This is a genomic window from Microbacterium sp. NPDC089320 (genome assembly GCF_040684875.1).
Classification (GTDB): Bacteria; Actinomycetota; Actinomycetes; order Actinomycetales; family Microbacteriaceae; genus Microbacterium.
Genome location: NZ_JBFBGY010000002.1, coordinates 820,597 through 843,297 on the forward strand (window position 1 = coordinate 820,597; position 22,701 = coordinate 843,297).

14 protein-coding genes and 1 tRNA gene are annotated in these 22,701 nt (G+C 69.4%); 7 read left to right on the plus strand and 8 right to left on the minus strand.

Going from position 1 to position 22,701, the window contains the following annotated elements:
* Window positions 1-12: 12 nt before the first annotated feature.
* Entirely contained in the window at window positions 13-1,212 is a 1,200-nt protein-coding gene (locus AB0N61_RS08510) for an aminotransferase class I/II-fold pyridoxal phosphate-dependent enzyme (protein ID WP_363363125.1), read from the plus strand.
* A 13-nt stretch (window positions 1,213-1,225) separates the two neighbouring features.
* Here AB0N61_RS08510 and AB0N61_RS08515 read toward each other — a convergent pair whose 3' ends face one another.
* Entirely contained in the window at window positions 1,226-2,047 is an 822-nt protein-coding gene (locus tag AB0N61_RS08515) for a carbon-nitrogen hydrolase family protein (protein WP_363363127.1), read from the minus strand.
* A 79-nt stretch (window positions 2,048-2,126) separates the two neighbouring features.
* Between AB0N61_RS08515 and AB0N61_RS08520 the strand changes: the two genes are divergently transcribed.
* A tRNA-Met gene (locus AB0N61_RS08520) sits at window positions 2,127-2,200 on the plus strand.
* Between the two features lie 246 nt (window positions 2,201-2,446).
* Here AB0N61_RS08520 and AB0N61_RS08525 read toward each other — a convergent pair.
* Window positions 2,447-5,344: a UPF0182 family protein gene (locus AB0N61_RS08525; RefSeq protein ID WP_167945014.1), complete on the minus strand. Its 2,898-nt coding sequence runs from the start codon at window positions 5,342-5,344 to the stop codon at window positions 2,447-2,449.
* A 46-nt stretch (window positions 5,345-5,390) separates the two neighbouring features.
* Window positions 5,391-6,485: a PDZ domain-containing protein gene (locus AB0N61_RS08530; protein ID WP_363363128.1), complete on the minus strand. Its 1,095-nt coding sequence runs from the start codon at window positions 6,483-6,485 to the stop codon at window positions 5,391-5,393.
* 117 nt (window positions 6,486-6,602) lie between these two features.
* Here AB0N61_RS08530 and AB0N61_RS08535 point away from each other — a divergent pair, with 117 nt between their 5' ends.
* Complete coding sequence (locus tag AB0N61_RS08535) at window positions 6,603-8,009, plus strand: zinc-dependent metalloprotease (RefSeq protein ID WP_363363129.1); 1,407 nt, start codon at window positions 6,603-6,605, stop codon at window positions 8,007-8,009.
* An 803-nt stretch (window positions 8,010-8,812) separates the two neighbouring features.
* On the opposite strand, the gene AB0N61_RS08540 is transcribed toward AB0N61_RS08535, so the two are convergent.
* Together AB0N61_RS08540 and nudC are read right to left on the minus strand one after the other, a co-directional pair.
* On the minus strand, window positions 8,813-10,534 hold the full coding sequence (locus AB0N61_RS08540) for an ATP-dependent helicase (RefSeq protein ID WP_167945020.1): 1,722 nt from the start codon (window positions 10,532-10,534) through the stop codon (window positions 8,813-8,815).
* Window positions 10,531-11,430, minus strand: a complete 900-nt coding sequence (gene nudC, locus AB0N61_RS08545; protein ID WP_167945022.1) for an NAD(+) diphosphatase — start codon at window positions 11,428-11,430, stop codon at window positions 10,531-10,533. Before nudC ends, AB0N61_RS08540 begins: the two co-directional genes overlap by 4 nt.
* A 64-nt stretch (window positions 11,431-11,494) precedes the next feature.
* On the opposite strand from nudC, the gene AB0N61_RS08550 reads away from it, so the two are divergent.
* On the plus strand, window positions 11,495-12,832 hold the full coding sequence (locus AB0N61_RS08550; RefSeq protein WP_363363132.1) for a phosphotransferase: 1,338 nt from the start codon (window positions 11,495-11,497) through the stop codon (window positions 12,830-12,832).
* Here AB0N61_RS08550 and AB0N61_RS08555 read toward each other — a convergent pair.
* Both AB0N61_RS08555 and AB0N61_RS08560 read right to left on the minus strand, forming a co-directional pair.
* Window positions 12,778-16,257 (minus strand): ATP-dependent DNA helicase, encoded by a 3,480-nt coding sequence (locus AB0N61_RS08555; RefSeq protein WP_363363133.1) that lies wholly within the window; start codon window positions 16,255-16,257, stop codon window positions 12,778-12,780. The genes AB0N61_RS08550 and AB0N61_RS08555 overlap by 55 nt on opposite strands.
* On the minus strand, window positions 16,221-19,454 hold the full coding sequence (locus tag AB0N61_RS08560) for an ATP-dependent DNA helicase (RefSeq protein WP_363363135.1): 3,234 nt from the start codon (window positions 19,452-19,454) through the stop codon (window positions 16,221-16,223). Before AB0N61_RS08560 ends, AB0N61_RS08555 begins: the two co-directional genes overlap by 37 nt.
* Before the next feature lie 186 nt (window positions 19,455-19,640).
* On the opposite strand from AB0N61_RS08560, the gene AB0N61_RS08565 reads away from it, so the two are divergent.
* Together AB0N61_RS08565 and AB0N61_RS08570 are read left to right on the plus strand one after the other, a co-directional pair.
* Complete coding sequence (locus AB0N61_RS08565; RefSeq protein WP_167945028.1) at window positions 19,641-19,865, plus strand: DUF3107 domain-containing protein; 225 nt, start codon at window positions 19,641-19,643, stop codon at window positions 19,863-19,865.
* Between the two features lie 7 nt (window positions 19,866-19,872).
* On the plus strand, window positions 19,873-20,160 hold the full coding sequence (locus tag AB0N61_RS08570) for a hypothetical protein (RefSeq protein WP_363363138.1): 288 nt from the start codon (window positions 19,873-19,875) through the stop codon (window positions 20,158-20,160).
* A gap of 8 nt (window positions 20,161-20,168) precedes the next feature.
* Here AB0N61_RS08570 and AB0N61_RS08575 read toward each other — a convergent pair whose 3' ends face one another.
* Window positions 20,169-20,882, minus strand: coding sequence for a ferritin-like fold-containing protein (locus AB0N61_RS08575; protein WP_167945032.1), 714 nt, complete (start codon window positions 20,880-20,882; stop codon window positions 20,169-20,171).
* Window positions 20,883-21,049: 167 nt separating this feature from the next.
* Between AB0N61_RS08575 and AB0N61_RS08580 the strand changes: the two genes are divergently transcribed.
* Entirely contained in the window at window positions 21,050-22,573 is a 1,524-nt protein-coding gene (locus AB0N61_RS08580; protein ID WP_363363140.1) for a DEAD/DEAH box helicase, read from the plus strand.
* Window positions 22,574-22,701 lie beyond the last annotated feature (128 nt).

The window sequence follows — 22,701 nt, forward strand, 5'->3', positions numbered from 1 at the left end:
AGCCTGTTCTTCATGAGTGTCATCCCCGGCGCATGGCGACGCACGGCAGCGGGAGCCGGTCTGCTCGCACCAGACGGAACCGTCGCGCCCACCATCTTCGCAGAGATGTCAGCCGCCGCGGCCCGAACCGGCGCGATCAATCTCGGCCAGGGCTTCCCCGACGAGGACGGCCCCGCCGAAGTGCTCGAGGCCGCCAGAGAGGCGATCTCCCGAGGTCTCAACCAGTACCCGCCCGGCAGAGGCGACCCCGATCTGCTCCAGGCGATCAGCGAGCATCAACGGCGCTTCTACGGTCTGGAGGTCGACCCCTCGACGGAGGTGATCGTGACGGCCGGCGCCACCGAGGCGCTGACGGCGACACTGCTCGCCCTCATCGACGGCCCTGACGACGAGGTCGTCGTCTTCGAGCCGTACTACGACTCCTACGCGGCCGCGGTCGCGCTCGCCGGCGCACGATTGCGCACGGTGCCGTTGCGGGCGCCGCACTTCCAGCCCGATCTCGCGATGCTCGCGGCAGCTGTCTCCGACCGCACGCGCATCATCCTCATCAATGATCCCCATAACCCCACGGGGGCCGTGTTCGATCGGGAGGTCCTGACGGAGGTCGTCCGTCTCGCCGAGCTGCACGGCGCGATCATCGTCACGGACGAGGTCTACGAGCATCTCGCCTTCGGCGTCCCGCACACCCCCGTCGCCACCCTGCCGGGCGCCGCGGAGCGCACGCTCACGATCTCGTCGGGCGGCAAGACGTTCTCCGCGACGGGGTGGAAGATCGGCTGGGTGCACGGTCCGGCTCCGCTCATCACCGCCGTCTTGACCGTGAAGCAGTACCTGACGTACGTGAACGGCTCGCCGTTCCAGCCGGCGATCGCTGTGGGGCTGCGACTCGGAGACGCGTTCTTCGCGGATGCGGCGTCGGCTCTGGCGCGCAAGCACGAGATCCTGGGCGCGGGCCTGCGCGCCGCGGGATTCACCGTGCACCCTCCTCAGGGCGGCTATTTCACCGTGGCCGATGCGTCGGCGATCGGCGGAGCGGATGCCGCGGAGTTCTGCCGCGCACTCCCCCGCCGTGCGGGAGTGGTGGCGATACCGCTGACCGCCTTCGTGTCGCAGGCGCGGCGGGACGACTACGCCGGCCTCGTGCGCTTCGCGGCCTGCAAACGCGTCGAGGTCCTCGAAGACGCGGCGTCAAGGCTCGCGACGAGCTTCTGACCGTGCGACCGACTCAGCGCGGCCTGACGGCGTAGCGGCGAACCCGGAGCGATGGGTTCACCGCTCGGACGCGGTCGATCGCTGAGCGCTCGACCGATGCGACGGCGATGCCCTCGGTCGTTCCTGCCCCGGCGAGCACCACGCCCTGGGGATCGAGGATCTGCGAGTGCCCGACGCCGATGGGGGTCGGGTGGTCGGCGGCGATCACGTACGCGGTGTTCTCGATGGCGCGCGCTGCGAGCAGGGTGGTCCAGTGATGCTCCTTGAGCGGACCGCGCACCCATTCGGCCGGCACCACCAGTGCGTCCGCACCCGCGTCGATCAGTGTGCGCGACACCTCGGGGAAGCGCAGGTCGTAGCAGGTCATCAACCCGAAACGGAGTCCGGCGAGCTCGAACGTCGCGGCTCCCCCGACCTCGCCCGCTTCGACCCAGTCGGACTCCGTCTGACCGAAGGCGTCATACAGGTGCTGCTTGCGATAGGTCGCGAGGATCCCGTCACCGCGCACGGCGACGACCGTGTTGCGCACATGCGCGGCATCCGAGGCGCGCTCCGCCAGCCCCGCGACGATCACCACGCCGTAGTCGGCGGCCAGGGCGGTCAGCGTCGACACGAACTCGCCGTCGAGAGGCTCCGCGTTCTCCGCCAGCGAGGCGTCCATCGGATCCACGAAGTAGCTCGAGTACTCGGGGAACACGATCAGCGTGGCGCCGCGCGCCGCGGCCTGGGCGGTCAGCTCCGCGATCCGGTCGAGGTTGCCTTCGCGAGAGGTCGTCGGAGCGAACTGACAGACGGCGACGGGCACGGCGATGGGCGCGGCGGGGGTCTCTGGCATGCTCCCATCCTCTCGTACGCGCGTAGACGCGGCCTCGATTCGCGCGTCCCAGATTCGCGTGTTAGGCTATTGATCGTGCCGCGGGGTGGAGCAGTTCGGTAGCTCGCCGGGCTCATAACCCGGAGGTCGCAGGTTCAAATCCTGTCCCCGCAACGAGAATGCGACACAAAGAAGGCCCCTGATCGGAAGCGATTCCGACCAGGGGCCTTTCGCTTTTTCCCGGGAGCGGTTGCGCCGGGCACGATCACACGCGACGGCAGCGCGCGCGGATCCACTCGACAGGTTCTCCTTCCGAACAGCGCCGCCGGCAGTATGCCCTGCCCGCGAGCGCGAGGGTCGACCGAGACGAACGATGCCGCCCCTCGCGAACGAGAGACGGCATCGTGTGCGGCCGGACGGTTACTGCCCCGAGGCTGCTTCCAGTCCGAGCAGCGTGTTCACGGCATCCGTGAGGCGCTTGTCGGCCTCGGCGAACTTGGTGAGGTCACCCTCCTTGAGCGCGGCCTCGCGGTCGGTCAGTGCCTGCTGCGCGGCGGCGAGTGCCTCGGCCTCGGCGTCGGTCGGCTGCGTCGGCTCGGTCGGGACCTCGCCCGTATCCGGGTCGGGCTCGGTCGGCTCCACCTGATCGTCTCCACCGGTCGCACCGGCGTCGCCGCCGAAGAGGGTGTCGAGCGCGGCGGTCAGGGTGTCCTCGAACGCGACCTTGTCGCCGAACGCCACCAGGACCTTCTGCAGACGAGGAAGCTTGGTGCCTTCCGAGGACTGGACGTACACCGGCTGCACGTAAAGCAGGCCGCCACCCACGGGCAGCGTCAGCAGGTTTCCGTACAGGACCTCCGATTCACCCTGCTGCAGCAGGTTGAGCTGTGGCACCACGGCCGTGTCGGAGTTGTAGGTGTTCTGCACCTGGCCCGGGCCCGGCACCGTCGTGTCCGTGTCGATCTCGAGCATCCGGAGCTGGCCATAGCCCTCGGCCTTGACGCCGGCCTCTGACCCTGCGTCGGAGTCGACCGCCAGGTATCCCATCAGGACGTCGCGGTTCCCACCGCTCCCGGTCGCCGACGGGATGAACGTCGAGAACATGGAGAACCGCGGCGAGTCCTGACCAGGCATCTGCATGGTCAGGTAGTACGGCGGCTGCAGCACGGCGTCGCTGCGCGGGTCGTTCGGCGTCTGCCACCGGTTGTCCTGCTGCGCGAACGAGCCGGCGGTGTCGATGTGGTAGATCCCGAGGATGTCGCGCTGCACCTTGAACAGGTCGGTCGGGTATCGCACGTGGCTCATCAGATCTGCCGACATGTCGCTCACGGGCTTCAGCGTCGACGGGTAGATGTTCTGCCAGGACTGCAGCACGGGATCCTCGTCGTCCCAGGCGTACAGCGTCACCGAGCCGTCGTAGGCGTCCACGGTCGCCTTGACCGAGTTGCGGATGTAGTTGATCTCGTCGATCGCGAGCGTCGGCGAGGGGACGTTCGAATCGGCGATCGCGTCCGACAGGCTGACGCTGGTCGAGTACGGGTACGTCGAACTCGTGGTGTATCCGTCGACGATCCACACGACGCGCCCGTCGACCACGCTCGGGTAGGGGTCGCTGTCGAGTTCGAGATACGGAGCGACCTTCTGCACACGGGTCTTGGGGTCGCGGTCGTACAGGATCTGCGACTCGTCGTTCACGAGGTTGGAGAAGAGGATCTGCTCGGACTGGAACTTGAGCGCGTACAGCAGCTTCGTGAACGTGCTGCCGATCTGCGGTCCGCCGTCGCCCTCGAAGGTCGTCTTGGTCTCGTTCGAACCGTCCTTGCCTCGCGGGTAGTCGATCTCGACGGGATCGGTCCCCTCGGGGGATCCGACGATCGAGTACTCCGGCGAGTTCTCGCCGAAGTAGATGCGAGGCTCGAACTCCTCCTGCTCCGTGAGGAAGCCCGAGGAGGGGATGCCGCGCTCGAGGAAGACGGGCTCGCCGTCGCTCGTGCGCTGGTTGCCCGCCGCGACCACCAGGCCGTAGCCGTGGGTGTAGACAGCCGCGCGGTTGTTCCAGTTGGTGACGTCGACGCCCTCCATGTCGAGGTCGCGCACCGAGACCACCGTGTCCTGCATGGCGCCGTCGATCTCGTAGCGGTCGACATCGAGGTTCTGCTGGAACTGGTAGTAGCCGCGGTACTGCTCCAGCTGGCGCACGGCCGGGCTGATCACGGCGGGGTCGACGATGCGGATGGATGCCGTCGTCTCGGCGTCCTCCCTCAGCTGGCCGGCCTCGGCGTCGGTCTCCGCCTCGAACGGAGTCGTCTCGAGGTCGGCGACCCCGTACGCCTCCTTCGTGCCGTCGATGTTCTTCTGGTAGAACTCCGCCTGATAGGCGTTCTGGTTCGGGCGCACCTGGAAGGTCGTGACGGCCCACGGGAAGCCGACGCCGACCACGAGCGAGGCGACGATGAGCAGCGCCGTCGCGGCGAGCGGGAAGCGCCACCGGCCGATCACGGCCGTGACGAAGAAGAGGACGGCGACGAGCGCGGCGATGATCGTCAGGATCGCGAGACCGGGGATCGTGGCGTTGACGCCCGTGTAGGCCGGGCCCACGATGCGGTCGTCCTGTGCGACGAGAGTCTTGTAACGGTCGAGCCACAGGCTGGCCGCCTGCACGAGCAGATAGAGACCTGCGATCACCGCGAGCTGGATGCGTGCGGGCTTCGAGATGCGCAGCTCGCCCTGGCCGATGCGGACCGAGCCGTAGAGGTATGACACCAGCGCGGTGACGATGAGGGTGAGCAGCAGGACCGCCGACACGAAGGCCAGCAGGATCGAGTAGAACGGCATCGCGAACATGTAGAAGCCGGTGTCGACGCCGAACTGCGGGTCTGTGACGTCGGTGGCGACGCCGTTGGCCCAGAGCCAGACGGTCTTCCACTGGCTCGCCGCAGAGAAGCCCGCGAAGAGGCCGAAGAAGATCGGCATCCCCCACATCGCCAGGCGGCGGAGCGGCTCGATGACCTCCTGGTACCTGTCGAGCTGCGAGCTCAGCCGCACGTAGACGGGGCGCAGGCGGTACGCGAGCTGAATGGCCACGAACAGCGGCACGGCCATGCCCAGGAATCCGACGACGAACATCACCGCCGTGGCGATCCATTGGGTGGTGAGCACTCCTGCGAAGCCCACCTGGTCGAACCAGAGGAATTCGGTGTACAGCGACGCGAAGACGAAGAAGGCGGCGATCAGCGCGGCGATGATCGCCAACGAGATGCCGAAGATTCGTCGCGAGGTTCGAGGAGTGGCCGGGTTCGGTGCAGAAGTCGAGGTCACCGTCCCATCCTAGGCACGCCTTACTGTGCTGCGGCTGTCATCCCTGTCACGGGGAGGTCACGACGTCGCAGGACGGGAGAGAATCGACGTCGCCGCCGTCGGCGATCACATCGAGCGCCGCGAGCGACTCCTCGAGCGTCGACGTGCTGATCACGGTGAGGCCGTCCGGCACATGCCCGACGACCTCGTCGCAGTTCGTCGTCGGTGCGAGGAAGTACTCCGCACCCGCATCGCGCGCTCCATAGAGCTTCTGGCGGATGCCGCCGATCGGCCCGACGGTCCCGTCGGCCTCGATCGTGCCGGTGCCGGCGACGTTCTCGCCCCCGTTCAGCTCCCCTTCGGTGAGGGTGTCGATGATGCCCAGGGCGAACATCATCCCGGCGCTGGGCCCGCCGACGTTGTCGAGCTGAAGGGTCACATCGATCTCGAAGTCGTAGTCCGTGCGCAGGGTCACCCCGATGAGCCAGGTCGTCACGTCGCCGTCCGTTTGCTCGACGGGCGTCACCTCGACGACCTGCTCCTCGCCGGAGCGCTGCACGGTGAGCGCGACCGGCGCGCCCTCCGCGTCCTGGATCGCCTGTCGCAGCTGCTTCGCCGACGTCACCGCGGTGCCGTCGACAGCGGTGATGACGTCCTCCGCCTCGAGAGCGCCCTCTGCTGGCGCGTCCTCCACGACGTCCTGAACGACCACCTCTGCTCCGGTGTCATAGCCCAGCTCGTTGAGGGCTGCGGCGGTCGCCTCATGCTGCGAATCGACCATCAGGGTCGCGTTCCGCTCGTCTCGCTGCTCCGTCGTGACGCCTTCGGGGAAGACGGAGTCGAGAGGCACCACCGCCCGCGAGGAGTCCATCCACGCCAGCGCGAGCTCGAACCAGCTCGGGGTGCGCTCGCGGTTTCCGACGACCTGCACGGTCGTGAGATCGAGCGTGCCTCCGGTCTCGAACGTCTCGGCGCCGTCGACCTGGATCAGCGGAACCTGCTCGCCGTCGGCTCCCGCCGCGGTGCCGAGAGTGTCATAGACCGGGCCTGGTCGCTGGATGACGTACGGCGTCGGGAGGAAGGTCAGCACGACGAGCGCGACCAACGCCACGACCAGCGCCCAGACTCCCAGTCCGAGCTTGACAGACCGGGTTCGATCCACAGGGTTCCTCCGTCGTTCGCGGGCGGCGTACAGCGATCTGCCCGCTTCGGGGTCTCGCGGCCGATCCTGTGACTAGCGTAGATGCCACGGCTTTAGGCGTGCTGAGAGGCGAGCGACATGGCAGACAACGACCCGACCCCCGAGGACTTCCAGGAGTTCCTCCGACGCATGATGTCCGGCCAGGGTGCCGGAGACATCGACCCCGAGGCACTGCAGAACGCGCTCGGTGGGATGGATGGGATCCAGATCGACCCGGCGATGATGCAGACCATCATGTCGCAGCTGCAGGGTGCGTTCGGCGGAGATCCGTGGGAGAACGCGCTGCGCCAGGCGCTCCACATCGCCAACCGTGACGGCCTCGGCATCAGCGACGGGTCGCGGACCTCGCTCGTCGACTCCTTCGCCCTCGCAGATCTCTGGCTCGGCGAGGCGACCACGATCTCCGAACTCGCCGAATCGCCTCGGGCGATGACGCGCGGCGAGTGGGTCGAAGCGACGCTGCCCGTGTGGAAGGAGATCGCCGGGCCCGTCTCGACGAGCATCGCCGATGCGCTGACCAGTGCGCTGGACACGCAGGTGCCCGAAGAGATGCGCGACGTCGTGCAAGGCGCCGGCAAGCTCATGCGCGGTCTCGGCGGCTCGGTGTTCGCTGCGCAGTTCGGCCAAGTGCTCGGCAACCTCGCACTCGAGGTCGTGTCGGGTGGAGACGTCGGGATCCCCGTGCTTCCGGCCGGCACGGCAGCTGTCATCCCCCAGAATCTGACGGCGTTCGGCGACGGTCTCGAGATCCCGGAAGACCAGATCACCCTGTACCTGGCGACCCGCGAGCTCGCCTATGCTCGGCTGTACCGCCACTCGAAGTGGCTGCACCTGCACGTCATGGCGCAGATCACCGATTTCGCCCGCGGAGTCACCGTCGACGTCGATGCACTCGAGGACGTCGCGAGTCGTCTCGACCCCTCGAACCCCGAGGAGCTCCGCGCCGCGATCGAGGGCGGCGCCCTGCTGCCCACGCAGACCGACGCGCAGCGCGAGGCACTCGCGCGGCTCGAGAACCTCGTCGCGACGATCGACGGCTGGGTCGACGTCGTGACCGCGCAGGCCACGTCCCGACTTCCCGACGGCGCCCGCATCGCCGAGGCCGCTCGACGTCGCCGCGCGGTGGGCGGTCCCGCCGAGGACGCTCTCGGCGCTCTGGTCGGTCTCAAGCTGCGGCCTCGCCGCCTGCGCGAGGCGTCGGCCATGTGGCAGGCGGTGACCGATGCGGTGGGCACTGCCGGACGCGACTCCCTGTGGGACTACCCCGACCTCATGCCGACCTCGGACGACATCGATGACCCGTCGGCGCTGGTGGCACGACTGCAGGCGAGCGCGCGAGGAGAGCAGCCCGTCGCCGATGAGTTCGACGAAGCCCTGGCGCGTCTGCTGGACGGCGACGACTTCTCGGACGAGCAGCCGGAGAAGCCCGCGGGCGAGCAGGATTCCGATGGCGACGACAGCCCGGGAGGCGACCGCCCGGTGTGAGCGGCGGGGTGGCGACGGGCCGGCGACGGGCCGTCGAGGACTTTTCCACGGATGCCCGAGACTCCCCCACCGCACGCTCGGCGTTGCGCAGAATCGAGGGATGTCTCCTCTGACACCCAAGACCATCACTCGCCTGGATCCCGCGATTCCGCTGCTCTGGCGCGACGGCGAGACGCTGCAGGTCGGCATCGAGGGCACGCTTCGCATCCCCGCCTCGGAGCCATGGGTGGAGCGTCTGGTCGGGCGGATGGCGGCGGGGTTCCGACGCACCGCCTTCGATGTGGTCGCGCACGCCGCCGGCGCGCCGCGAGCAGAGGCGCGGATGCTCCTGTCGCGGCTCGAACCGCTGCTCGTCGACGACTCCCCCGCTCCACCGGCGGCCTGGGTCGAGAGCATCGACGTCACCGACGCGCGATGCGAGTACCGCATTCGTGAGGCACTCCTCGACGAGGGCATCGCCGTCGGCGACCGCGACGATCCCGCCGACATCGGCATCGTGCTCGTCGAAGGCGCAGCAGCCGCGCTGCATTTCGCACGGTACCTCCGCGACGACACCACGCACCTGCCGGTCGCGCTCGAGCGAGGACGGACGACGGTCGGCCCGCTCGTCGTGCCCGGCGAAACCCCCTGCCTGACGTGTCGGGACGAGCACGAACGCGACCGGGACGAGGCGTGGCCCCGGATGCACGCGCAGCTCATCGCGCGGGCATCAGGGCCGATCAGTGTCGCGCGGATCGCGGAGGCGGCGAGGCTCGCCGCGCAGCTGCTCGCCGATGGCGCGACGCCCGGCTCGTTCGTCGAGGTCAGCGGCGAGGGGCGCCGCGAGTGGCGCTCGGTGAGGTTTCACGAAGAATGCCGGTGCCGCGCGCTGTCGTTCCCATCTCCGCGAGGAACCGCGACGGCGCCCGTTCCCCTCGTCCCGCCGAGCGGGACCACGACAACGCGAGGGTACGCGCGGCGCGCGTGACGCCGACGTATGCGAGGCGACGCTCTTCATCGATCGCCTCGAAGCCGGTGGCGTAGGAGATCGGAAGTGCTCCCTCCGCCCATCCGGCGAGGAAGACGTGCGGCCATTCGAGGCCCTTGGCGGCGTGCAGGGTCGACAGCGTCACGGTGCGCATCGTGGGTTCGTGCTGATCCTTCGCCCGGGCCATGAGCGCGTCGCTGAAGGTGCGCAGGTTCTCGTCCGGACCGGCATCCTCGGCGAGACGCAGGATCGCCCGCCGAGCCTCCCACCCGTCGCGCTGCGCTCCGCCGGCCGCAGGGGGCTCGTCAGAGAGACCGAGCTCGCGGAGAACCCGGTGAACCCCCGGAACGAATCCGTGCTCGGTCGGCGCCACTGCGGCGGCCCGCAACGCCAGGATCGCCTGTCGCACCTCGGGCATGGCGAAGAAGCGTGTTCCGCCCAGCACCGATGTCGCTATGCCCTCGGCCGCGAGCGCCTGCTGCAGCACTGCGGACTGCGCGTGCGCCCGGTAGAGCACCGCGATCTCCGAGGGCGAGGCCCCGGACTCGATGCGCGCAGCCACGGCTGCGGCGATGCCCTCAGCCTCGTCGCGCTCAGAGTCGTAGGCCGTGACGGTGGGCGAATCGGCGTTGAACGTCTCCGTCGCGGGGACGAGTTCGAGCGCACCGGGCCGACCCTTCATGAGGGCGTTCGCGGCTTCGAGGATCGGCGCCTGCGAACGGTAGTTGGTCTCGAGGCGCACGACCGTGGCATCGGGATGCCGCCGCTCGAACTCGAGGAGGAACCGCTGTTCAGCGCCGGCGAAGGAGTAGATGGTCTGACTCGCGTCACCGACGACGCAGATGTCCTTGCGATCGCCCAGCCAGAGCTCGAGCAGGCGGTTCTGGAGGGGAGAGACGTCCTGGTACTCGTCGACCGTGAAGTGCCGGTACTGCTCGTGCACGGACGCCGCGACGCGCGGTTCGGCCTCCAGCATCCCCGCGCAGGCCAGCAGCACGTCCTCGAAGTCGAGCTGGCGTCGCTCATCCTTCAGCGCCTCATAGCGCTGCTGCAGTTCGACGAACTGCGCGGAGTCGACGCCGCTCGTCATGCGACCGAGCGACGCGTGCTGTTCGATCGAGAGCATCGACACCTTGCGCCATTCGATCTCCGAGGCGAGGTCGCGAAGCGTCGCGGTGCTCGGTCGCAGACGCATCGCATCTGCAGCCTGACCGAGCAGCCTGACCTTGTTGTCGATGATCGACGGAGCCGGCGACCCCGCGAGCGTGGGCCAGAAGAAGTTCAGCTGCGCGAGCGCCGCCGCATGGAACGTCCGCGCAGCGACACCCTCGACGCCGAGCTCCCGCAGGCGCCCCCGGAGCTCCCCCGCGGCCTTCGACGTGAAGGTCACCGCCATGACTCGCGACGGAGAGTATGCGCCGGTGTCGACGCCGTGGGCGATCCGGTGGGTGATCACCCGGGTCTTTCCGGTTCCCGCACCGGCCAGCACGGCGACGGGACCACGAAGGACGGATGCCGCCTCCCGCTGTCGATCGTCAAGGGCGTCGAGAGCGCTCACGCGCGCTCCTCGAACCAGTCGAGGATCAGCGCACGCGCGATGGACGCGGGCCCCGGCAGTCCGACGGGTCCGTCGCCGGCGAGAGCCGACCCGATCTCGTCACGGGTGAACCAGCGCACGTCGATGATCTCCTCGCCGTCCGGCCGCAGCTCGTGCTCATCGAGAGCGACGGCGCGGAAGCCCAGCATGAGCGAGCGCGGAAAGGGCCAGGGCTGCGACGAGACGTAACGCAACGAGGCCAGCCGGACGCCGGATTCTTCCTCGAGCTCCCGGTGCACGGTGGACTCCAGGGACTCGCCCGCCTCGGTGAACCCCGCGAAGCAGGAGTACATCCGGCCTCCCCAATTCGCGTTGGCTCCGAGCAGGAGTCGCTCACCGTCAGAGCTCTCCACCGCGACGATGACGGCGGGATCGGTGCGGGGAAAGTGCTCGCGGCCGCAGACGAGGCAATGACGAGACCATCCGGCCTGACGCAGCTCCGTCCCACCCCCGCAGCGTGGGCAGAACGGCGCGTCTCGCAGCCAGCCGCCGAGCGCGAGCGCCTCGATGAGCAGCTCGGTGTCACCTGGGGACAGACGTGCGCCGAGGTCGCGGAGCCCCAGCCACACCTCGTCCGGGGCGCTGTCGACGGTGTCGCCCTCCGGCTGCAGAACCGCGAGGAGCACGACGGTTCCGTCTCCTTCGCGACCCAGAAGCGCCCAGGTCGCCTCGCCGATCTCGGCGGCCGGGACCCGCAACAGGGTGGCCGGGTCGAGGTCGGCGCCGGATACGCGCACTCGGCCGTCCCGAACGGCGATCACCCGCGTCGCCTCTTCGGCACGCAGGCGATCGAGAATTCCGGGTTCGACCCGCAGTTCCGCCGCGCGATCGAGGGATGTGCTGTTGCCGGCGATCATCGTCTCCCTGTCTCACGGGCGTGGCGGAGGCGGGACCGCCCCCGCGTCCACCTACCCTGGAGGCATGGGACGCTCTCCATTCACTCTAGCCGCGGCGGTGACTGCCGCACTGCCCGGCGCCGAGGTGATCGGGGCCCGCGCGCTCAGCGCTGACGGCGACGGCCGCTTCGACTCCGCCGTGGCCACCCTCGCAGACGGGCGCGAGCTCGCGATCCGTGTCGCCGACGACGACGAGACCTCGCGAGAGCTGTCCGGCGAGGCGCTGGCACTGCGAGCACTGACGGCCGGTGCGCGGGCGATGCTCCCCTTCCGAGCCCCCGAGTACATCGGCGAGACCCGCCTCGCAGACGGACACGCTCTCGTGACCGAGCTGCTGCCCGGATTCCAGATCGAAGCGGCGATGGTGCCGGCGGGCCGTGGGGCCGCGGAATCGATGGGCGCGGCGATCGCAGCCGTGCACTCGCTCCCCACCTCGGTCGTGCGCGGCGCCGGATTGACGACGCGCTCTGCGCAGGAGAGCCGCGACGAACTCGCTCGACTGATCGACGTCGCCGCATCGACAGGACGCGTGCCCGCGCGACTCACGGTGCGGTGGCGCGATGCGGTGGCCGATGACGATCTCTGGCGCTTCGAATCGACCGTCGTGCTGGGCGGGGTGCAGTCGACCTCCTTCATCTTCCGCGATGACCCCGATCTCGGCCCCGAGGTCACCGGTCTCATCGGCTGGCATTCGCTGGCCGTCGGAGATCCCGCGATCGATCTGTCGTGGCTGTCGACCGCCCCGGAGGCGGCAGCCGACGTCCACGCCTCATATGCTCGCGCCGCCGACCGCGGCCCCGACGGTGCGCTCGAAGTGCGCGCTCGTCTGCTCGCGGAGCTCGAGTTCGCCCGGTGGCTCGTGCACGGCGACTCCTTGCATCGACCCGACATCGTCGATGATGCCGCAGCCCTGCTCGAGGCACTCGCCGAGGGGCTGCACAGCGACGATCTCGGCGTGATCGCTTCGCGCAACGAGGGTGTGGAATCCGCGCTCGATGCGCTCGACAGGGTGCCGGCAAGCGCCAGTGGGGGCGTCGACACGTCGATGCAGACCGACGCGTACAACCCGAACGAGCTGTGGCGCGACGACGACGGCGATGCCGACGAGCAGACCACGAGCGATCTCAGTGACGCCGCAGAGGCGGCACGTCGTCGTCAGGTCGGGGGTCTCGAGACCGAGGACCTGTCAGCCGTGCGCGACCAGGCCGGCGAGAACCACACTTCCGAGCGACGCGACGGCGCGGCTGATCAGTCCGCCTCGCACGAGGGGGCCGACGGCTCCGACGAGGGATCGCCGGAGGACGAAGCTCAGCGCGCGGCGCGAGCGGCGCTCCAGCGCTGGAAGAGCTCCGACTCGGAGTAGACCCGGTCACCGCGGATGACGAGGTCGTCTGCGACGTAGTACAGCGCGACATCGATCTCTTCGAGCGGCACTCGGAAGCGGCGGTGGTACGCGAGACGGTACAGCGCGAGCTGCAGCATCCGCTCTTCCCGTTCCTGCGGGGTGCGCGGGGCTTTGCCCGTCTTCCAGTCGACGATCTCGATGCGCCCGCCGCGATCTTCGCGCTGATAGACGGCGTCGAGTTTGCAGATGACGATATGGCGTTCCTCGCCCGGCAGCTCACCGCCCAAGGCGAAGTCGATCTCGATCTCGACCGCGATGGGCTTGAGGGATCCCCACTCGCTGGCCTCGAAGATCTCTTGCAGGGTCGCGAGATCGGCGGCGTCGGCGGATGACACCTCCGCTCCGCCGACGGTCTCGATGAAAGAGAGATCGTCCTCGTCGACCTCCCAGAGAGCCTCATCGACGCGCTGACCGACGCCGACGAGTTCGCTCCGTCGCTCGACCCAGGCATGGAACAGCGTGCCCAGTCGCGTCTGCCGATAGGGCCGCTCAGGCATCGGACGGACGATCGACGACACGGTGCCCGTGAAGTCGGTGACGTAATCCTTGAAGCGAGACGCCGGCACGCGGGTGGGAGGCTGTGCGTCGGTGCCACGCAACCGCGCAGCGCGCTCGGCGAGCAGGCGCGCCAGCTCGGGAGCGGCCTCGGGGTCGCCGTCGGCCGCTGCGCGGACGGCGGCGGCGGCAGCCTCGACGACATCTCGGCGGCCGCCGAGCGGGTCGAGAGGCCACGTGAGCATGGCCCCCGGGCCGTCGTAGGGGTTCTCGTCAGGGTCCACGGACGCGATCGGCGCGAGTCCGAGCACCTCCATCGCCTCTGTCAGATAGGGACTCGGCTTCTTCGGCTGCTTCTGCCCCGCCCAGTGCGCCCCCGAGAGGAGCAGATGGCTACGCGCCCTGGTGACGGCGACGTAGGCGAGGCGCCGCTCCTCCTCCTGCTGATACTCGCGGTAGGCATCTTTGAAGACCGTGATCGCGCCGGGCGCCGTCTTGCTTCTGCTCGTCAGAGAAGCGATCCCTGCCTTCAGTCGCTTCGCGGCGTCGGGCTCCTCGTCGGAAGGAGGAAGCCAGGAGAACGTCGGCAGAGCCGCGCTGTCGCCTCGCAGCGCGAACGGCAGCACTCCGAACCCGAACCATCCCGCCGTATCCGTCGGTCGCGAGGGCAGTTCGCCCTCGACCAGGCGCACGACAGCGACGGCATCCCATTCCAGCCCCTTGGATCCGTGGACGGTCAGGAGCTGTACGACCCCCGGCTCAGGCGGCTCGGGACGCGGCACCAGCTCGTCGGTGCTCTCTGCCTTCTCGAGCCAGGCGAGCAGGCTCGAGACGGTTCCACGCTCGTCGGCGGCGAGGAACGACCGGACCTCGTCCGTGAAGGCGCGCAGCTGCGTCGCGGCGATCCGGGCAGGCCCTCTGGTCTCGTTCGCGGCGAGCTCGATGTCGAGACGCAGCTCGAGCTCGATCAGCCGCAGAAGGTCGGGAAGCGGAAGCGCCGACGCGCGTCGGAGCCGTTCGAGCATCTCCCCTGCGGCACGGATGCGAGACCGCCCTTCCGGAGTGATACCCGCGAGGAGACGATAGTCGTCGCTGAGACCACGGAGCACGTCGACGGCGTCGACGATCGACAGCGCCTCATCCGCCCCACGCGATGCGCGGATGCGTCTGCGGAGCTCGTCGTCCAGCGGCAGCAGCCCGCTGTCCCGCCGCGAGAGCTCCCCCGCGAGCTCTTGCAGCGCGGCCATGTCGGCCACCCCGACCGAGAATCGGGGACCGACGAGGAGCCTGATCAACGCGGACCCCGCTGTCGGATCGTGCAGCACGCGCAGTGTCGACACGACGTCGACGACCTCGGGGGTCGCCAGAAGCCCGCCGAGCCCCAGGATCCGGTGCGGAATGCCCTGGGCGGCAAGGGCTGCCGCGAACGTCTGCATGTGCCGTTTCGACCGGAACAGCACGGCTCCGGTATGCGGCTTCGAGTCGTCGTCGTGCTCCGCACGACGCGCCGCGAACCACTCCGCGACCGCGCGCGCCTCCTCATCGACGGTGAGGGGGAAGCTCATCTCGACCGTCCCGGGTCCGGCACCGGGTCGAGCCTCGAGCGGTGGCACATCCAAACCGGGTCTGCGCAGAGGACCGAGGATGCGATTGGCGACATCGAGGATGGTCCGGTCGTTGCGCCAACTGGTCATCAGGCTGTAGTTGCCGACGCTCTCACGCTCGGCGAACGTGCGCGCGAAGGCGTGCAGGTTGTCTGCGCTGGCGCCTCGCCATCCGTAGATCGACTGATGCGGATCCCCGACCGCCATCACCGCGGTGTCGCGGAAGAGCCGGGCGAGGAATCGCGTCTGGATCACCGAGGTGTCCTGATACTCGTCGAGCAGCACCACCTGATGCTGCAGGCGCAGGTCCTCGCGCACGTCAGGAGACGACTCGATGATGTCGTATGCGCCGCTGACCTGGTCAGCGAAGTCGAGCACGCCGCGACGCTCCTTCTCGGCGATGTAGTCGCGCACGAGGACGGACAGTGCGGGTAGAGCGCGCAGATTCGCAGCCGCAGTCGCGACCTCCGCGTTGCTGACATAGGGATCGAACGCCTCGGCCTGACGCAGGGCGATCCGATCCGCGCGGTCGAGATCGACCCGGTGATCGAGCGAGTCACCGGCCAGTCGCTGGACCGCGTCGACCACACCCGCCACCGACCGGTCGATCTCTTCCAACTCCGGCAGGTCGGCTCGCAGCACGACGTCGCGCACGAGCATCCACGATGCCGCCTGGCTGAGCATGGCCACGTCGGAGTCGCGCCCGATCCGCGCCGCGTGCTCGCGCACGATGCCATCGGCGAACGCGTTGTAGGTCGACACCTTCGGGCGGATCAGCAGATCTTCGGCCGACAGCGGGGTGGAGTCCGCCCCGGTGCCGAAATGCGCGGCGAGCTCGTCGAGCACCTGCGTTCGGACGACCTCGCGCTGCCTGCCGACAGCGGCTTTCGACACCCGATCGAGCGCGCCGCTCGCCACAATCTCGGGCAGATGAGGAAGCAGGCCTCGCCTCCCGTATTCGTCGATGAGCGCCAGCCGGACGCCGATGCGCTCCGCGAGCTCACCAGCGGCCTTGCGCGTGAACGTCAGCCCGAGGATCTGATCACGACGCACGTGCCCGTTCGCGACCAGCCAGACGACGCGTCCGGCCATCGTCTCGGTCTTGCCGCTGCCCGCACCCGCGACCACGAGGGCGGGCGCGGGGGGCGACTCGATCACCCGCTGCTGGGCCTCGGTGGGGGCGGGCAGACCCAGCGCAGCGGCGACGTCCAGCGCAGAGATCCCGTTCCCCGCTCCCGTCCACGCCGTCACGCGCTCACCGCGGCGACGGTGTGGATGCGACACGGCTGGACTCGCCATTGCGTGTCGGCGCAGTGCGCCTCGACATGCGCGGTGAAGCTCGACGCCGACATTCCGCGAGCGGCTTCGACGATCCTCCCCAGGAACTGCACTCGCTCCTCGCCGGCGAGGGTGTGCTGATGCGCGACGCGGAAATCGCTTCCGGCCAGTGTCTTTGCCACCAGGACGAGCCGTGCGCCGGCGAGCGCCGCCGGATCCACTCCCGCGACGAGTCCCTCCTGCACCGCCACCTGATACGCGGCGAGCTGGGCGTGGTCCGCCACCTTCTGCTCACTCTCGGGCTCGTACTTGCCGGTCTTCAGATCCACGACCACGACGCGCTCCCCGCTCTGGATATCGGCCATGCGCGTCCATTTCTGCCCCCGCGCCTTCGCGTGCTCTCCGCCACCCGCGGTATACGCCTCGACGCGATCGATGAAGCCGTGAACGACCGCGTGGTGCGGATGCGGCTCGCCATCGGTCCTCGCGGGGCGCACCCCGGGCGCGACGTCGCCCTGCTCGGGCACGTCGACCGCGAATCGGAACTCGACCTCGCCGGCGATCACCCTCCCGCCTTCGTCTGCCACGTCCGACAGGTAGCTGTGCAGTCGATCGATGTACAGATCGGCGCGACGCCTCTCCTTGCGACCGATCCAGGCCGTCTCGAAGTCGAGTTCGGGCCAATGTGCGGCGAGGACGTCGCGCAGTCGGTCCAGCTCGCCGTCGGGCACCTGCTCCATCGCCTCGTGGATGATCGTCCCGATCCCGGCCGACGGTGGCATCACGGAGTCGCCGCCGAGGGCGGACACCGCCCAGTTGAGCTCGCACTCCTCGAAGGACTCCATCCGCGACGGCGAGACCCGGGCGGCGTCGGCTGCCAGATCGTGCAGCGGTGCGTCGGTCGTCGGCGGCGTCACCCCGTACCACTCGGCCGGGTCGGCACCGGGCACGCCCTCGCGCGCGAGCACGGCCAGCTGCGCGGACGCATGCTCACGGGCGGCACGGGCCGTCGAGGTCGTCAGGACACGGCGATGCCGCGCGACGAGTCCTCGCAGCGTGAGCGGGTGCTCTGCGGAGGCATGCAGCTCGGGCGGATCGGGGGGCGGGAGGAATCCGAAGAACGCGCTCGGCGTCATATCGTCGTCGTCGACCGCAGTGATGAGCAGCCTGCGCCGCGAGCGGGAGATGGCTCGGACGAAAAGACGCAGCTCGTCATGCAGGGCTGCGCGGCGCCTGTCGAGAGCCTCGGGCGGGTGCTCAACGGTTCCGGCGCGGGCAGCGAGCAGCGCGTCGGCGAGACGCCAGGTCTGCAGCATCCCGCCGCGCAGACGCACGTTCGGCCAGATGCCGTCCTGCACGCCGGCGACCACCACAGCGTCGAACTCCGTTCCGAGTGCGGTCGCCGGTGTGAGCAGGGTCACCCGCCCCGGCCGGTCGGGACTCGACAGGGAGTCTTCCGGCACCTCGCTGTCGAGGATGTCGCGCACGAACACCTCGGGCCTCTCGTTCGGGGTGCGCTCGACGAATCGCTTCGCTGCGCCGAACAGGGAGACGAGAGCGTCGAGGGCCCTCGCGGTCTCGGCGCCGCTGGGCTGCGAAGACATCTCTCGCCAGGCGATCTGGAGCCTGCGCCCGTCGACCGCTCTCGCCTGTTCCCAGACCCTCCACAGCAGGTCGTGGATGGTCTCGCCGTCTGCCGCGGCGGCAGCGACATCTGCGACAGTCGAGGCGAAGCGCGCCGCAAGGCGGGATTCGTGGGCGTCGATGAGGGTGAAATGGTCGGGCGACGCCAGCGCCTGGCGCAGCAGCTCGCGCGCCGGGGTGGATCCTCCGAGGTCAAGCTCGATGTGGCGCAGACGGGCCCGAAGGCGGCGGAGCCCGATCGCGTCCATGCCCCCGAACGGCGTGCGCAGCGCCTCCTCCCAGTCCTGGGGGGTTCTCTCCTCGGGCGGCGTCAGGGCCAGACGCACGATGCCGACTATGTCGCGCACGATCGGCTCGGATCCGAGCGGACGCTGCACGCCGGCGGCCCTCGTCGGGATCTCGCGCACCGCGAGCTCTGCTTCGAGCTGCGTGACCTGTCTGGTGTCGTGCGCGATCACCGCGATGCGATCCCAGGGGACGCCGTCGACCAGATGCCACTCGCGCATGACACCGGCGATGCGGTCGAGCTCTTCATGCGGCGACGGGGCGATGAAAGTGCTGACGTCACTCGTGGCGCCCGGTCTCGGCGCTGCGACCGGCTCGGGCGGGCGTCGGTGGTCGACGCGCCCTGACACCCCGATGGCCTGTGTGACCGTGCGGGTCAGCCCGGTGAGCGCGGGCACCTGGCGATGAGGGGCGTCCAGCACGTGGACCTCCCCCAGCGCCGTCGCGAGCTGGGCGAACAGCTCGGGGCTCGCCCCGCGGAACGCTCCGGACGAGATGTCGGGATCGCCGAAGGCGAGCACCGCCGTGCCTCGCGCCCGGAGCGCCTCGACCACCGCGATGCCGCCACGCGTAAGTTCCTGGGCGTCGTCGATGAGCACGACCCGGAGGTCGGCGAGAGCGCCGAGAGCGCTGGGCTCGGCGCTCTGAAGGATGGCGCTCGCCTCGGCGAGCAGATCGGCGGCATCTCGATGCGCGGCCCGCGCCAGATCGAGGACGGCACGGTACTCGACGAGGAACTCGGCGACGGCGGACCACGCCGCGACGTCGGCCGCGCGCAGCTCATCGGGCTGCGCACCGAGCTCGACGCATTCCGCGAGGAACGCTCGAAGCTCGGACCGGAAGCCCTTCGAAGCCCGCACGGCGGGGCTCAGCGCCTGCGGCCAGTCGATGTGCTCGTCTTCGGAATCGCCCGCGAGGAGATCGGCGATCAGGCGGTCCTGATCGGCGCCTGTCAGCAGCGCGGGAGGCTCTGCCCCTGCGCGGACCATCGCTCCGCGCACCACCTGGAACGCGAACGAGCCGAGCGACCTGGCCAACGGCCCGGGAGTGGCCTGACCGATCCTCACTCCGATCCGGTCGCGGAGCGCGGTCGCCGCCTGCCTGCTCGGAGTGAGGACGAGGACCTGCTCGGGACGCATCCCCACGGTGTCGAGCAGGTGCACGACGCGCTCGGTAAGGGTGCGGGTCTTGCCCGTCCCGGGTGCACCGATGATGACGCCTGACGCCGCGACGTCCGCACCGATCACGGCGTTCTGCGCGGCATCCTCTGTCATGCCTTCCACGCTACTGCGGTGCGCCGACATCGCCGGGCGACGGCGACCCGCGACGGTGTGCGCTCAGGGCGAAACCGGCTCGAACCGCGGATCCTGTCGCCTCGCCGACCGGTAGAGTTGGGCTCAGTCGTCGACCTCCGAGGTCGACTCGACCACAGCATCGTCGACTGGAAAACAGGAGTACGCGTGGAAATCCGCATCGGCATCATCAACACCGGCCGCGAGCTCAGCTTCGAGACCGCATCGAGCGCGGACGAGATCCGCACGCAGGTCTCCTCGGCACTCGAGCAGAGCGCCTCGCACCTGAGCTTCGCCGATGTGAAGGGCAACTCCTACCTGGTTCCGACCGCGAACCTCGCCTACATCGAGCTCGGCACCGAGGAGTCTCGTCGCGTCGGCTTCTTCGCCTGACGCGACGATGTACATCCTCCTCGCGCTCGTGGGCGCGTGCGCGCTCGGCATCGCGGCTCACTACATGATCGGCGGGCGCGAGCTGCGCGGAGTCGCTCTCACCCCCGCTGTCGCCACGGCTCTCGCGGCGATCATCTACACCGCTCTGCAGTGGCTCGGCGTCGGCGAGGACAGCATCTGGCTGTGGCTCGCGAGCATCGTGGGCTCGGTCGGCATCGCGGCAGTTGTCACCGTCGCGATCGTAGCGGCTCGCCGTCGCAATGACGCCTCCGCAAAGGCAGCGCTCGGCATCTGAGCCGTCGGCTAGGAGGCGAGTCCCATCGCGTCCATGCGACGCGCATGTGCGCCCATCAGCTCGGTGTAGACCAGTTCGACGCGATCCTCGCTCATCGCCGCGAGCTCGGGCTGACGCAGCGCCGACCGGCACACGAGGATCGTGTCACCCACGAGCCGACGCGCCCACATCGACAGCAGCGACCGCCATTCCCCGTCGCCGTCGATCGTCTCCTGGATGATGGCGACGATCTCGTGGCGCGCATCGTCCTCCGCGAGGATCTCCGCGACCCTCTCCCCCGTCTCCCCGTAGCTCGAGGCCAGCGCGAAGTAGAAGTCGTCGAGCATCCCCGCCGTGGTGTAGACCGCCAGGAGCGTCTCCCGCGGACGCGCGCCGATGGTCTTCCGGCGGAAGGCGTCGAGGTTCTCCCGGAAGGGGAGCATGAGCTGAGTCGGATCGTCGCCGCGCTCCGAGATGAGTTCGACGATCGCCCGATGCTTGGTCAGCGCCGCACCGGCCGCTCGCGAGAGAGCCTCCTTCTCGGAGAGCTCAGGGGTCGCCCTGATCAGCCGAGTGAGCGTCTCGAAGTACCCCAGCTGCAGATACGCCGCCTGCCCGAGGAATCGCGGCAGCTCCGGCGCGAGTTCGGCGAAGTCGACCCGCGTCGCTGTGCCTTGATCCCCCCGACTGCGCAACGTCATCGTGCGCCGGGGCGTCCTACGCTTCCAGAACCAGTTCACCACGGGGTTCACACTACCGGGGAGACGCGATATTCTCGGGCGCCGCCACCCCCTCGGGTAGGCTGTCCCTGTCCCCGCCGTCGGAGCGGGGCCCGCGCCTGTGGCACAAGAGACGGCGTGGATCCGTGAACATGGCGATCCTCGCAGGTCGCCGGACAGGCATCTGAACATTGACAACCTTCGCTGATCTCGGAATCGATCGGGACATCGTCGACGCACTCGCCGCCAAGGGCATCGTCGACGCGTTCCCCATCCAGGAGCAGACCATCCCCCTCGGCCTCCCGGGCCAGGACATCATCGGCCAGGCCAAGACCGGAACGGGCAAGACCTTCGGCTTCGGCATCCCCGTCGTGCAGCGGCTCGGCCTCACCCCCGAGCCCGGCGTCCAGGCGCTGATCGTCGTGCCGACGCGCGAGCTCGCCGTGCAGGTGTACGAAGACATCGACCTGCTGACGAGCAACCGTCCCACCAGCGTCGTCGCGATCTACGGCGGCAAGGCCTACGAGGGCCAGATCGACCAGCTCAAGGCCGGCGCGCAGATCGTCGTCGGCACGCCCGGTCGTCTGATCGACCTCGCCGGTCAGCGTCTGCTCGACCTCTCGAACGCGACCGAGGTCGTGCTCGACGAGGCCGACAAGATGCTCGACCTCGGATTCCTCGCGGATATCGAGAAGATCTTCCAGAAGGTCCCCGCCGTCCGTCACACCCAGCTGTTCTCGGCGACCATGCCGGGACCGATCGTCGCGCTGGCTCGACGGTTCATGACGAACCCGATCCACATCCGCGCGAGCGACCCCGACGAGGGCCTGACGCAGGCGAACATCAAGCACCTCGTCTACCGCGCGCACTCGCTCGACAAGGACGAGATCATCGCCCGCATCCTCCAGGCGGAGGGTCGCGGCAAGACGGTGATCTTCACCCGCACCAAGCGTGCGGCGCAGCGCCTCGTCGACGAGCTCAGCGACCGCGGCTTCAACGTCGGCGGCGTGCACGGCGACATGGGGCAGGACCAGCGTGAGCGGTCGATGGCCGCGTTCAAAGCCGGCAAGCGCGACGTGCTCGTCGCGACCGATGTCGCCGCCCGCGGTATCGACGTCGACGATGTCACGCACGTCATCAACCACACGATCCCCGACGAGGACAAGACGTACCTGCACCGCGCCGGTCGCACGGGACGCGCCGGCAAGACCGGCACCGCCGTGACCTTCGTCGACTGGGAAGACCTGCACAAGTGGGCGCTCATCAACCGGGCCCTCGAGTTCGGGCAGCCCGAACCGGTCGAGACCTACTCGTCGAGCCCGCACCTGTTCACCGATCTCGACATCCCGGCGGGCACGAAGGGCCGTCTCGTCTCGGCGCCGAAGACCCAGGCGGTCAAGACCGCGCGCGCCCCGCGTCCCGAGCGTGCGGCTGACGCCGCGGAGCAGGGCACGGATGAAGGCGGCACGCGCCGTCGCCGTCGTCGTCGTGGAGGATCGACCCCTGTGGGCTCCACCTTCGCCGACGGCACTGCCGACGCTGCCTCCGCAGACGCGCAGTCCTCGCAGTCAGCGGACCGCAGCGCCGAGGGCGCCGGCACGCACGACGGCGCAGGCAAGGAGCACCACGACGGCAAGCCGGCCCCGGCCCGTCGCCGCCGTCGCCGTCGCGGAGGTTCGGGCGGGGCGGGAGCGGCTCCGGTCGTCGGCGCCTGATCGATTCTCTCGACTCATCAGCTCAGAGGGGCGGGTGCTGGAGCGGGCCCAGCACCCCCACGGCGGTCGGCCCCCCCCCCCCAACCCCGCGGGCGAGGGGCCCGGGACGGCGGTGGGCGGGCGGACCC